A 12,514-nucleotide genomic window follows, 5' to 3' on the forward strand; every position below is an offset into this window, starting at 1 on the left:
AGACATGTTACAGATGATGCATGGTGACCAGGCAATGATCGACAGCTTTCTGCCAAGGGACAGAGATATCGATGATGACCTTCTTGATGGTAATGAGGACTCCCACGACGAAAATCAATCGGGACTGGATGAGTTCTTCTAAGGTGATAACTATTCATGAAATTTCATACTGAACCGCTCCCTGATGGCGAGAAACAATATTCACTCAAAGTGGATGGGGAAGTCATTGAAATATTTGAGCAACAGCCTTCCTTAGATGCACTCAGACAGAGTGAACGGGAATATGGAATTCCAACGGAACGCTTCAATATAACTGAATCTGACTTGGCTTGTACTAATTGTGGAATTGTTTTGAGGGATCGATTCAGCGCCACCCCGACTGGCGATCTCCTGTGCTGGGACTGTGCGTTATCTGACCCAGTTGAGTCAAGCCAAGATATTGTCCGAACAACTGACCCAGCAAAAGTAGTCCTGAGTAAATCTGGTCTCTATCACAAGAGCCTCTGTGACTACGTAATTAATGTCGCTACTGGCTGCACCCATGGTTGCAAGTTCTGTTACGTTCCCAGCACTCCGAATGTAACCGCTCGACAAGAAATGTTAAATGAGCAAGCTGGAGTCCAAGATGGCCAGCAGGAGTGGGGAAACTATCTACTTTATCGAGATGACCTACCAGAACGTCTTGCTAAAAAACTAGAAAGGAAGCGAAAGTGGAATCGGACAGATCGTGGCCGGGGAGTGGTCATGCTATCCAGTGGAACGGACTGTTATCAAGATCGGCGAACCGCCCAGATAACACGGGGTTGCGTAGCTGAACTGGTTAAAAATAGAATTCCTGTTCGAATTCTAACAAGGAGCCCCGCAGTATGCCGTGATATTGACCTTTACACCGCTGCAAAGGAACGAACAGATGATGGTATGTTAGTCCGGGTCGGTTCATCTATCCCTTGTCTAGATGAAAGCCAAGTTCGTGCAATTGAACCCGGCGCTCCTGTGCCTTCAGCCCGATTGCAAGCATTACAAACGCTTAGTGAGGCAGGCGTTCCAGTTTATGTTTCAATGTCGCCTACGTATCCTACACAGGATAGAGACGACTTTGATACTTTGATGGAAAAATTTGCGGAACTTGATCCAGAGGTCGTATTCCATGAGCCTATCAACCCCCGTGGTGGAAATTTCCAGATGACTATAGACGCCGCACGCAACGCTGGGGAAGAAGAGCTTGCAGCGGAGTTAGAAAAACTCCTCGACAGGGAACATTGGGTTCAATACTCGCTAAAACAAATGCAGTGGGCGGAGGAACTAGGAGAGGAGTACGGAGTTGATATCCATACTTGGCCGGATAAACAGGTTATCTCTGCTGTCGATTCAGAAAAGAAGGAAAAGTTACAACGCCAACGTGATACCCCGTCACCGGAGCAAATTCCAGAAATCCCCTTACCCTCTTGAGATATCCACTTCCACTGAGCTAACCTACGTTATTTGGGAGTGCGTCGCTTCTATTCAACTGGAAGAATATCATGCGCCTCACGTGGAAACAACAGGGCAGCTGGTTCGACAGGGAATACGCCCTTGTCGATGAAGATGATGCTGTAGTTGAATTGTTCGGCAATGAACCATCACTCATCGATCTCCGTGAGGCTGAGCGAAAATATGGTCAGAGAATCGATCTTTGGCAGACCGGACTGCTCTGCCATAAGTGCGGTAACGAAATCAACGGCCGATTTGGTGCTTCGCCAAGTGGAAACATTTTCTGCGGGGACTGTGCTCAGAGTGTTCAGAGCGAGAAAGAAAGCAGTCTTGTAATAAATACGGACCCAACCCAGGCCGTTCTAAGTGAGTCGCGCCTTCACAAGAAAAGCCTCTGTGACTACGTGATCAATGTCGCTACTGGATGTCGTCATGGATGCAAATTCTGCTATGTGCCGACGACACCTGCGATTAGGAATCGGGGCGATATGTTAAATGACCAGGCTGATGTTGAAGATGCTCAAGAGGAATGGGGGAGTTATCTGTTGTATCGGGATGACCTTCCTGAGCGTCTTCGAATGGAACTCGAAACAATGGATGACTGGAAATCTACGGATCGAGGCCGTGGAGTAGTTATGCTTTCTAGTGGGACAGATTGCTATCAGGATCGACGAGCCGCCCAGATCACACGTGGATGTATTCAGGAGTTGATATCCCATGATCGGTCTGTGAGAGTACTCACACGCAGTCCGGCCGTAGTCAGAGACATTGATTTGTTTAAACAGGCCGGAGATCGTATTTCAGTTGGTTCGTCGATTCCATCCCTTGATGACGAACTTGTGAAAATATTGGAACCAGGTGCACCGCCGCCATCTGCTCGATGGACTGCATTAGATAAGCTTCGGGAAGCGGGGATACCGCGATTCGTTTCAATGTCTCCTACTTTCCCAACAATGGGTGAACAAGAACTCTGGGATTTAATGACCTATCTCAAAGCTTTGCACCCAGAAGTTGTCTTTCATGAGCCCATTAACCCCAGAGGGAAGAATTTCCAGATGTGTGTCCAGGCTGCTAAGGAGTCAGGGAGAACGGAGCTAGCTGATGAACTCAAAAAATTAGAAGATCATGATACATGGGTGGAGTATGCGCTTGAACAGATCAATCTGGTACAACAGTTAGCTGACGAAATAGGGGGCTTGAAAGTACATTCATGGCCAGATCAAGAGTTAGTAAAGTCTACTAGCGGAGAGCTTCGATTCAAACTTTCGGATATGCAGCAGGCCGTATCACCAGAACATTTTGGAAGAAAAGAATCAGTGGACGATGACTCACAAACCGTACTAGCAGACGACATCGAACAGATCAGATCGCAAATTCGACACTCGTGATAATACTATAGCGTATTAACGTCCCTTGCCAGTTACCTTCTCTGCTGCCAGGGCCAACTCTCGTTCCATGTCGTCAGAGAGCTGTTTGTCAAGAACTATTTTGGACACAATCGTCTCTATCCGGACCTGTTCTTCATGGCTCAGATACTGCGATTCGCCGTGCAATAACTGGCTACGGTTCAGCATCCCTCGAAGGTCATCCAGGGCAGCATTAGTCCCTTCATCGTAGTACCCCGATGCGGCGGCAGCGGCGAACACCAAATACAGATAGTCTGGTGAGCGGGTGGACATCGTTACTGCCCCTCGTCAGCGCCTGGGACTGGCAGCTCTTCCGTAGCGAACACGGGAAGGTGATAGACACCGCCGTGTTCCAATCCCCGGTTTCGAACAGCAGTCTGGATTTCTTCCCAGTCTGTGACGTCAGCGAAACCGACCAGGACCCGTCCGACGTCCGCCAACGTCTGTCGGCGAGGGTCATACTCCTGTTCGACGCCGAAGACCACCAGGCCACCACCTGTGTCCGCGACGTCTATTCGTGCGTAGTCATCTGTGGGAAGTTCGTCTGTCGTGTCGCTGGATTCATCAGCGATAGCTTCGATTGTCGACATGGCTTCCTGGTGAAGCCGGCCTGGGCGTCTGTAGCGCCCGGGCGTTCCTTCGAACCTCTCCGCCCCAGAGAGGCCGGCTTCATGTTAGTTCCTTAGACGGCATCAACAATAAAACTAGTGTATGGGCTCCTTTCTGGCATATTTGGCCAGTTACCTCCGTAGACGGAACGTCGTAGAAGGCATGCCTTTTAGTCTATCAACGGCTTAGTCAATGTATGCCTCCTGGCGGGGATGGACAAACTGACGGCGGCCGAAAGCCGCGGGTGTCCGACGACGACTTGCTAGCAGTGTTCGATGAAAGCGCCGATCCGGTCTTATCGACCGCAGAAATAGCCGACAGTCTCCCTATCAAGCGCCGGGGGACGTTAGACCGCCTTCGCAGGTTGGAGGACCAAGGTGACGTCGCCAGTAAATCTATCGGTGGTCGAAATACGGTCTGGTGGCGCGTCACCACGAACGGTGGTCAGGGCGACCAAGGACAGGACCAATGAACCTGAACAATCCCGATGATCACGATTGGATGAGCGACCGGAAAAGAAGGGACGAAGAAGAGGATAAAGAGGAAGATGCAGCTCCAGAGGAAGAGGATAGAAACGACAGCGAAACCAGTGAATAAGCTATGTTTAGACGTCGTCTGGTAGGCTGATTTCGGCGTCTAGCTTCTCAGCCGCAGACTGAAGTTTACTGACGATATCTTCGACGTGTTCCCTGCGTGCATCGTGGTCCCCTCCTTTATCGTGCGGGGTTGTGGCGTAGTGAATCTCTGTAAATTCCAACTGCGCATCCCTATAGAGGTACCAGCAGACGGCTTCTCCGAAGGTCAATCCCTGGTCAACTAGATCAAGAAGGAGATCTGCTTTTACTTGCGGGTCGTACCCGTAGCGGATGACGTCGGATAGACGGGGTTCTTCGGGCTGATCGACGTCGTCGGGACAGGTCTGGGCGATGTCGCGGCCAATGTCGTTCAGCATCTCCCTTCCGGCTTTCCCGACGTATGCACGTCGGCCCCAGACCTTCGAATCTACACTACCGTCTGATGAGACGGCTGTTGAATCCAAAGCAGACCCGTCTCCGGAATCGTTACCCGCCATATTGTTCATGTCGGAAACAAAGTAGTTGAATGTTCGGTCGTATCTTTGTTGGCGATTCCTGCCAGCGCGTCACGCTTCTATTTGAGCGTGAAGGGGCCAGACCGTCGCATGGGTGACAAAGTAGACGAAGCCGAAGTCACAGTCTCACTGGCACAAGGCGAAAGCATCGAAGACGTCGAAGGGGAGTTACCGACCTTATACACAGTCGGGGCGGACATGTTGTATATCTACGTCAACGACGGCGCTGGTGGGGCGCCAGCGGACTACGAACTGCGCCAAGAGGTAGCGAACGGTCCGCTTCGAAAAGATCCGTCGTGGGACCCTCACGACATTCTGTCGGCCAAGGAGACGGCGAACGGGTTTAGCTGGGAAGACGACCCGGTCCCATGGGGGATGCGTGTCGACGTGACCAGCAGGGCATCGGGAACGAACCACTTCCGCGTCCGGGTCGTTGCGATCGCGGCTGACGGATAGACCAGCGCGTCACATACAACTGAATTCAATCGCATACTCTCCTAATCCCGGTTAGATGGCTTCTAAGGCGAATCACCAGCGCGTCACGCCCGCTTATAGTCGGGTCCAGTATAGATTCTATACGCAATGTCAGAAAACACGACGGTCCGCGTGTCAAAGACTACGTGGACCAAGCTGAAGGCGCTGAAGCGTTCCGGAGAGAGCTTCAACGAACTGCTGACCAAGATGGCGGACCAGTACGAACCGGACGCCATCGGAGAAGACACGCCGACTGCGACGACGGGGGCCAACTGATGGTGCGCGACTGGTGGAAGGACCGGGGTGACTCCGACCGACGCGAACCTGAAAACTACATGGCGATGAAGGCCATGGACGGGTCCGACCGCGTGGCGGCCAAGGAGAACGGACAGACCCCCGCGGAGTACGTGAAATCGGAGTACGGGGTCGACCCGAACGACTACCACGACCCGGAGAACGTCAAAGATGCAGTCATGGCTGAACTTGAGGGGAGCGAAGGCCAGCAGACTTCAGTCCATGTGAGCGCAGCCAATCGGACGGGTCCGGGATCGGACGGTTCCGCTGGGAATCAGTCCAAAGACGAAATCGCGATGAAAGCGATGGACGGGTCCGACCGCGTGGCGGCCAATCAAAGCGACCAGTCGCCCGCGGAGTACCTGAAAGCGGAGTACGGGGTGTTCGCTGGCAACTACGGAACGGTGGCAGAGGTCCAGAAAGCGATCCTGGCAGAACTGGAGGGGTCCCAAAAATGACGTCAACGACGCTAGTCTGGTCCCGCGACAGCCACTTCCGCGACGCGGCGAAGGAGATCGACATAGCCCCGGGAGAACTGCTGACCGTGGATGAAGACGACGACGTCGACGTCGACGCGCTCCTGGATCGCGGCTTCGAAATTGCGGGCGACGACGATATCGCCGCCGCGGACCAGAAGACGGACCCGGACGACATCATGGACCACATCCGACGGCTGGCCGACGAACTCCCCCACGACGCGCCGGACCGCGGCGGGGAGATGATCGCACTGCGGAAGGCTTACTACTTCCTCAAGGAAGCTGGCCAAGCAACGCCGAACGCGATCGCCCTGGCCGTGTGGCAGGATACCAACATCGGCCGGCTGTACAACACCCGGACGGCCTGGTGGTCTGAAGCTGGGGGCCAGTTCTTACGGCTTCTCCCTGGAGTCGTCCCCGGGACCGGCGACTGGAAGTTCAACCCGGACGGGGAAGCGCGCCCCGCGGTCCCTGCTGACCCGGTCGACCCGACCGACGACGCCGTAGTCGCTGTCATCCAGTCCTTCGAATATCCCGGCGTTGAAGGGGACTACTGCAAGGTCCGCAATCGCCTGGGGGTCGAAAAAGCGTTTTCGCACCTTCAGGAACACGGCGAAGCCGATAGCGACGACCTGAAAGACCAATTCAAGCCAACCCAATCCGGCCGGGCGGAAGGTCACTTCGCTAGCCCTGACAACTGGTTCAGAGCGGTGGGACGTCCAGTCCTTCGCGACATTCCCGGGGTCGACCCGCCGCGGGTCGTAGGCCAGCCCTGGCGCTACATCGGCATAGAGCAATGATGTCCGGGGAGGACCTGTCCGATGACGACGCGCCCGTCTGTGGATCGACAGACACGACGTCTGGCGACCCGTGTGGGCGGACCGTATCGAACCCAGGGGACCAGTGTTACCTCCACCGGGACGATGGCGACGGGCCTCCTGCTGGACATGGAGCGCCGCCCGGGAACGCCAACAGCGTAGGCAACGATGGGGGTGCGCCCAACCTGAACGCGAACGCGGAACGCCATGGCCTGCGTGCCGACCGGTCGAAATACTACCAGCGCCTGGACGATGATGAACGGGCCTGGGTCGACGGGATGGTTGACGCTTGGCTGGACGACGCTCCGTTCACCAAAGAGAATCTAGCCGGGCTGGAACTCCTTCGGAAGTGCGCCATCGACGAACACAAGCGCCGGCAGGCGAACGACTACATCGCCTCAGAGGGCGTGATCACGGAGAACGTCGTAGGCTACGATGACGACGGCGATCCTATCGTCAAGAAGGAAGAGAACCCTGCGAACCTGCCCTACAGCCGAATGGCCAGCGACACGATTCGGGCGCTGAAGGAACTTGGAATCCTGAACGACCCGGCTACCCAGCAGGCGGACGCCATTGCAGACTGGGGTGAAGCGGCCAAGAAGGTCGCTGAACGTCGGGACGGCGGCGCCCCGACCCACAGTGGCCCCGGCGGCGTCCTAGGAGGTGATCCGTCCCCATGACTGGCGACCACGACCAGCCCGCGCCGCCGGCTGAAACTAGCGCTTTCATGTCCGGCGACCGCGGCCCCCTGGTGTCTCAAACAACACAAAGCGCCCTGATCCGGTTCCTGCGGGCGGACGCCTTGGATGTGTACGATGTCCTTGACGACGACGTCAAGGCGGACGTGGACCGCCAGCGGGTCGCCTTCCGGAGGGAAGTGACCAACCCCCCGGAAGACCTCTTGACCCGCATTGCGGTTGACCATTACCGGAAGTGGATCGCCCTGTCTGGCATGGTCAAGGATGGCCTGACGATCGACGTCAACGGAAAGGAGATCGTGAATCCCGTGGCCGAAGAACAAATCCGCATCTCTGAGATCCAGTACCACCGTCTCAAGAGACTGGGTTTCTATCAGGACGAATCTGGTGGTAGCGTGTAGTTTTCGGAACGATGCCGGCGGGTGCTGGAACCACCCGACGGCGTCGGATCACCGCCCCGCCAGTTTCGGATTCAACTTACCCTGAGGCAGCAATCCAATGAGTAAAAACGACATACGGACCTATAAATCCACGGCAGAGACGGATCGTGAAGTAAACGAAGGTGATTCCACGTCCTCACGGACGGCTAGCATTAACACGGACGCGTCCGGCGACCCCATCGGAGCCGCCCTGTGGGTGAATGCCGACGAATTGGCCAAAATCGGTATCGACCCCGTGGCTACAGATGCCGTGAACGTACGGGTCGAAGATGGCGACCTTTGCGTCTCCCCAGGTGGAGGTGATGGAGAGTGACGACGTCGACGTCGGAATGGAAGGTGACGCGCTTTTTTTGCGCGAACGTTCCGCGACTGCGTAGGGAGGGACGTCAGAGGACCACCGGAACGGCCCGAATCACCCGACGGGGACGTGATGGGCGGCTGGCCGACACAACAACAGGGAGGGACGGCGTCCCGTCCTTTGTATTTGTTTGCCCCCAGTATGGGGTAAGTGGTGGTGGTGATAGACTCCGGTTTACCCCAGTTTGGGGTAAGGCTGTCCGTGACCGGTGGTCCGCATGAATGGGCGGGAGAAGGTCGACTGGCGCGTCCCGTCCGATGAGTTGGACGCGTTTATCGACTTCGTCCAAGACGAACACGGGGAAAACAAGGGGCACGTCTCCAGTGAATTGGAACGCGCGATGCTGGAGTGGGTCGACGGCGACGACTACGCAGCTGTAGAAGACTTGGTGGACCGGCTGGTTCAGGCGGCTGGACGGACTCCCGGAAGCCTCACGGAGAAAAAACCTGTTTCGGACCCGCCGGGCGGGGAGGACACGACCCGCGTCCATTACCGCGTGGACGGGGAGGTGAAGGAGGACTTCGCGGCGTTCGTGAAGGAGACGTCGGACGACCGGCTGGGAGTCGCCCTGGCCCGCGCCCTTCGACAGCACCGCGACGGCGGACGGTCGCGCCGGATTCTTGACAAGATGAATCGGATCGTCGATGACGCCGAAGCCCTACTGACGGAAGCCGGTGATGGCCTGTCTCTCCGGGAAAAGCGGACCGTGGTGATATGCCGCGAACTAGGCGAACAGTTCACCCAGGAGGAGCTGGAAGATGCCATCGCCACTGTCGCGGGCGACTCCGACCCGACGATTCAGGACTACACGGAGAAGGTCCTGTCCCGGCTAGAGTACGTCGAACATCCGCAGAACGCCGACCTGTTTATTTCGAAGGAGGAAGCGGAGACCTTCGCCGCCGACCTTGGTTCTCCGTCCCCAGACGCGCCCGCTATCGACCGGAAGCCCTACGATGCCCTGTCCCGGTCGGAGAAGGTTCGCGGGGTTCGCATCGAACTGGCGCGGGATGCCCGAAGGAACGAAGGGAGGGGACAGACCGACGCCGCGACGGTTCGTCGGGACGTCTTCAACGACCGCCCGTCCCCAGGTCACGCCCGGGATGTCATACGGCAGGCAGGCGACGCGGAGGGTTTCAACATCGTCACCCGTCACGGGAAGGAACGGCTACGGGTCGACCTGGCAGACGTCACAGATCCGGACATCCTAGAAGCCGTATCCGACGATAGGAAGCGGACCAGTCAGACGGACAAGTCCGAGTCAGCGTCCAGATCCCGGCGCGGAGGCCCATCTTTGGCCCGCGATCCCCAGGGTTCGGCCAACCAAGACACCGGCCCAGGCGGAGATTCTGAGAGGGACAACGACTTCGACAAGGCGTGGCTGAAAAAACAGATGGACGGTCTGATGGCCGCGACACCCGTCACCGACGGCGGTCAGGTGGACGAATGACGGAGAGTCGGTCGGCCCGGTCGCTCCGGTCCTGGTCGAACGTCGTCCACACCTGCGACCTTCAACCGTCCCCGTACATGGACGCCCCAGTCGTTCACGTCGTTCTCTCTCGGCGACCGCTGGAGACGCCGCTTTCCGACCTGCAGGACGCAGGGTACGCCATCATGGCCACCGGGCTGTTCCCGTCGGAACTTCGGTCCTGCCCCGATTTCGGCCGGTTTGAGGCCTGTCAGCACCTGTTAGTTCGACCGCCGGAGGCCGACGGTGAGAAGGAGCTTTCGCCATTGCGAAGTAAGGAAACGGCTAAGTGACTGGTCAGTCATTGTGAATGTGGGAAATGGCTAAGGACAAACCTTCGAAGGATGACCGCGACGACTCCGGGAAGTTCTCCGAACAGTACGACCCGGATGACTTCGTGGATGCACTTCAACGGCTAGGAGGAGAGGGGACGACGAAGGAGGTCGCAGAAAAAGTTGGATGTTCCCGGAGGACCGCCACCTACCGTCTGTCGGCCCTTCGTGATGACGGCCGAATCACCGGTCGGGAGGTAGGCCGGTCAATGCTGTGGGGGGTCAACGATGGGGAGTAGTAAGCACGCCGCGACATACCCGACCGACCAGCAGTATGAACGATGGAAGGCAGAAGCCGACGACCTGGACATGTCGATGTCGGAGTTCATCGAAGCGATGGTTGAAGCTGGGATGAAGAAGTTCGACGGCGCGGTCCAGCCGGATGAAACCAGCCGGGAACTACGGGACCAGCGGAATCAATTGAAGACGGAACTGAACCGCTCCAGAGACAGGATACAGGAGCTAGAGGATGCTGTCTACCACGGTGAACGCCAGACGATCAAGGAGTTCGTGGAAGACAATCCCGGGGCGACCTACGACGACATCATCCAGCACGTGATCGACACCGTCCCCGGACGGGTAACGACTCACTTAGACGATATGGAGGGGGATGTCTTCCAAATTGAAGACGGCCAGTACTACCGCCGGGATGACGTCACCGATGACGGGGAGGGTTCATAGTGTCGGGACCAAAGAATCGCCCGCGACTGTCAACCGACGTCCAGGACCGAATGGGCGTCTATACGTCGATCAATGACGTTCCGGACCGCTATCGACTTCACAAACACACAGCTGCCTACGATGAGCGGGACGTTTGGACTACTTTCGAAGCCAAGAAGACGGAGACGTTCGACGCGAAGACGACGCAGAAACGGTACGACAAGGCAGGTCGATACTTCAAGACATTCATGGGCGACGTAGGGCGTCATCATGCTTTGGCAGACCCACAGCACGTCGAAGCCTTCCTGGTCGCCTTGCGGGACGGAGACGTTGGACGACAGAGCCACAAGCGAAAGCTACAGACAGTCTACTTCGAATACTTCCAGCCTGTCGATGCCTTCTATTCCTGGCTTCAATACCATACGGACCACCCGCATGTATACCATCCTGTTCGGATGGCGGCCGCCAATGGGGGATTCGCCCTTGACGTTTGGAATCGCAAATTAGAGCAAAACGACAAACGGTGACACTCATGTCCGAAAACGAAAGACAAGCACTTGCGAACGCGTTTGACAGGGATATTGACCCATTAGCAGATCACGCAGCCACCTTCGAAGATGTCGACATCGACGTCTTCGGCCTTTTCATGGACGATGTCCTGAAGCCGAAGGACCCGTCCCAGGGAACCATCGATTCCTACGACCAGTCGATCCGGGAGTGGTGCGAATTCATGACCGGTCAAGGACGCCATCCAGCCTGTCCAAATGAGGACCACGTCAAGCAGTTCATCCGCCGGGAATTAGATGAAAAGGGGAACAGCCGCCGAACGGCGAAAAAGAAGATATGGGAACTGAATAGGGTTTACAAGTACTGGCAGAACGGCGCGGAGTTTCCTCACCCAATGGACTACAACCCGTTTATGATAGCGAAGAAAAAGATGTCTCTGTCGACTAAGCGGGTAAAGGAACCGCCACGAATGTCGATTGAAGATCTTCGGGAAGTCATTGATGATGTCACTAATATTCGAGAACGTGCCTTCATCGTCACCCAGCTGAAACTGGGCCTTCGCGCCAGCGAAATGGCGAATATCAAGATCAGTGAAGTCAACCTGGCGAACAGGGAAATCGAACGTCATTACGACGATTTGGGAACGGATGGGCAGGTCTCCCGATTCAAAAACGCGGTCTACATTCCTCACGACCGGCAGGGGAACAAATCGAAGCGACCGCGCGTTCTCCCTGTGGATGACGAACTGCGCCGTCTGTGGATCAACTATCTGTTGATCCGTCCTGACAACGACGAACCCTGGCTGTTCCTGTCGCATACAAATAACACCAAGGTCGATGACGAAGCGATCAACAACGCCTGGAAAGAGTACTTCCATCCAGAGTACGCAGAGACGGAACAGCACCGTGCGGTTACCTCACACTACGGTCGCCATCGATTTACGACCTTCTGGCGGGTCGAACAGGACACCAATCGGGAACTTATCAAGTATATGCGTGGCGACACGTCTGCGGGTGGCGTGAACGACCCTGCAGGTGGTATTGACCACTACATTCACTCCTACTACGAAGACATTGAATCACTCTACCGAGAAAGGATCTACAAATTCGGTGTATAGTCAGCAATCTTAATACGGAGTCTGGAAGCGACCATCGCCCGGATAGTTCTCAAAATAATACTTATGAAACATAGGAATCCGATCGACCACCTTCAAAAGTTCAATCACACCAACTGACTGGATTTCCATCTTGACCTCTTGTACCTCTGTCATAGAATCGGCATCAAAGTCGGGCTGGACTACCTCTACCTCTGGAAAATCTTCAGAACAAACATTCTGAAGGTATGAATTAAAATCCTCCCCAATGTCCTCCTTCGCCCATACATACTGTCTAGAAGGAGATCCCGACGAATTGACCGT

19 protein-coding genes are annotated in these 12,514 nt (G+C 55.9%); 15 read left to right on the forward strand and 4 right to left on the reverse strand.

What is annotated here, in order from left to right; translation table 11 throughout:
- Positions 1–156: 156 nt before the first annotated feature.
- Both AC5FRV_RS20605 and AC5FRV_RS20610 read left to right on the forward strand, forming a co-directional pair.
- The gene (locus AC5FRV_RS20605; RefSeq protein WP_493562960.1) at positions 157–1,449 is read left to right on the forward strand and encodes an SPL family radical SAM protein; all 1,293 of its coding nucleotides are present in this window, start codon (positions 157–159) and stop codon (positions 1,447–1,449) included.
- Positions 1,450–1,520: 71 nt separating this feature from the next.
- On the forward strand, positions 1,521–2,858 hold the full coding sequence (locus AC5FRV_RS20610; RefSeq protein WP_493562961.1) for an SPL family radical SAM protein: 1,338 nt from the start codon (positions 1,521–1,523) through the stop codon (positions 2,856–2,858).
- A 15-nt stretch (positions 2,859–2,873) separates the two neighbouring features.
- Here the strand turns inward: AC5FRV_RS20610 and AC5FRV_RS20615 are convergent, their stop codons facing one another.
- Together AC5FRV_RS20615 and AC5FRV_RS20620 are read right to left on the reverse strand one after the other, a co-directional pair.
- Positions 2,874–3,149: a hypothetical protein gene (locus tag AC5FRV_RS20615; protein ID WP_493562962.1), complete on the reverse strand. Its 276-nt coding sequence runs from the start codon at positions 3,147–3,149 to the stop codon at positions 2,874–2,876.
- 2 nt (positions 3,150–3,151) lie between these two features.
- Complete coding sequence (locus tag AC5FRV_RS20620; protein ID WP_493562963.1) at positions 3,152–3,466, reverse strand: hypothetical protein; 315 nt, start codon at positions 3,464–3,466, stop codon at positions 3,152–3,154.
- Positions 3,467–3,953: 487 nt separating this feature from the next.
- On the opposite strand from AC5FRV_RS20620, the gene AC5FRV_RS20625 reads away from it, so the two are divergent.
- Entirely contained in the window at positions 3,954–4,082 is a 129-nt protein-coding gene (locus AC5FRV_RS20625) for a hypothetical protein (RefSeq protein ID WP_493562964.1), read from the forward strand.
- Between the two features lie 7 nt (positions 4,083–4,089).
- Here AC5FRV_RS20625 and AC5FRV_RS20630 read toward each other — a convergent pair whose 3' ends face one another.
- Positions 4,090–4,557: a hypothetical protein gene (locus AC5FRV_RS20630; RefSeq protein WP_493562965.1), complete on the reverse strand. Its 468-nt coding sequence runs from the start codon at positions 4,555–4,557 to the stop codon at positions 4,090–4,092.
- Between the two features lie 108 nt (positions 4,558–4,665).
- On the opposite strand from AC5FRV_RS20630, the gene AC5FRV_RS20635 reads away from it, so the two are divergent.
- The 12 genes from AC5FRV_RS20635 (at position 4,666) to AC5FRV_RS20690 (ending at position 12,214) form a co-directional block, all read left to right on the forward strand.
- Positions 4,666–5,031: a hypothetical protein gene (locus AC5FRV_RS20635; protein ID WP_493562966.1), complete on the forward strand. Its 366-nt coding sequence runs from the start codon at positions 4,666–4,668 to the stop codon at positions 5,029–5,031.
- 150 nt (positions 5,032–5,181) lie between these two features.
- A complete protein-coding gene (locus AC5FRV_RS20640) occupies positions 5,182–5,325 on the forward strand; it encodes a hypothetical protein (RefSeq protein ID WP_493562967.1) in 144 nt (47 codons plus the stop codon).
- A gap of 65 nt (positions 5,326–5,390) precedes the next feature.
- Positions 5,391–5,801, forward strand: a complete 411-nt coding sequence (locus AC5FRV_RS20645; protein ID WP_493562968.1) for a hypothetical protein — start codon at positions 5,391–5,393, stop codon at positions 5,799–5,801.
- Positions 5,798–6,619: a hypothetical protein gene (locus AC5FRV_RS20650; RefSeq protein WP_493562969.1), complete on the forward strand. Its 822-nt coding sequence runs from the start codon at positions 5,798–5,800 to the stop codon at positions 6,617–6,619. The genes AC5FRV_RS20645 and AC5FRV_RS20650 overlap by 4 nt, the downstream gene beginning before the upstream one ends.
- A complete protein-coding gene (locus AC5FRV_RS20655) occupies positions 6,616–7,317 on the forward strand; it encodes a hypothetical protein (RefSeq protein WP_493562970.1) in 702 nt (233 codons plus the stop codon). Before AC5FRV_RS20650 ends, AC5FRV_RS20655 begins: the two co-directional genes overlap by 4 nt.
- Positions 7,314–7,736, forward strand: a complete 423-nt coding sequence (locus tag AC5FRV_RS20660; protein ID WP_493562971.1) for a hypothetical protein — start codon at positions 7,314–7,316, stop codon at positions 7,734–7,736. The genes AC5FRV_RS20655 and AC5FRV_RS20660 overlap by 4 nt, the downstream gene beginning before the upstream one ends.
- 97 nt (positions 7,737–7,833) lie before the next feature.
- Positions 7,834–8,088: a hypothetical protein gene (locus tag AC5FRV_RS20665; RefSeq protein ID WP_493562972.1), complete on the forward strand. Its 255-nt coding sequence runs from the start codon at positions 7,834–7,836 to the stop codon at positions 8,086–8,088.
- 262 nt (positions 8,089–8,350) lie between these two features.
- Entirely contained in the window at positions 8,351–9,580 is a 1,230-nt protein-coding gene (locus tag AC5FRV_RS20670) for a hypothetical protein (RefSeq protein WP_493562973.1), read from the forward strand.
- 337 nt (positions 9,581–9,917) lie between these two features.
- Positions 9,918–10,169 carry a winged helix-turn-helix domain-containing protein gene (locus tag AC5FRV_RS20675; protein WP_493562974.1) on the forward strand — a complete coding sequence of 84 codons (252 nt, stop codon included), beginning with the start codon at positions 9,918–9,920 and terminating at the stop codon, positions 10,167–10,169.
- A complete protein-coding gene (locus AC5FRV_RS20680; RefSeq protein WP_493562975.1) occupies positions 10,159–10,611 on the forward strand; it encodes a hypothetical protein in 453 nt (150 codons plus the stop codon). Before AC5FRV_RS20675 ends, AC5FRV_RS20680 begins: the two co-directional genes overlap by 11 nt.
- A 50-nt stretch (positions 10,612–10,661) precedes the next feature.
- Positions 10,662–11,117, forward strand: coding sequence for a hypothetical protein (locus AC5FRV_RS20685; RefSeq protein ID WP_493562976.1), 456 nt, complete (start codon positions 10,662–10,664; stop codon positions 11,115–11,117).
- 5 nt (positions 11,118–11,122) lie between these two features.
- Positions 11,123–12,214 (forward strand): tyrosine-type recombinase/integrase, encoded by a 1,092-nt coding sequence (locus tag AC5FRV_RS20690; RefSeq protein ID WP_493562977.1) that lies wholly within the window; start codon positions 11,123–11,125, stop codon positions 12,212–12,214.
- Between the two features lie 9 nt (positions 12,215–12,223).
- Here the strand turns inward: AC5FRV_RS20690 and AC5FRV_RS20695 are convergent.
- Positions 12,224–12,514, reverse strand: a 291-nt coding sequence (locus AC5FRV_RS20695; RefSeq protein ID WP_493562978.1) for a hypothetical protein, incomplete at its 5' end; no start/stop codon positions are given.

This window comes from Halomicrobium sp. HArcel3, assembly GCF_058933135.1.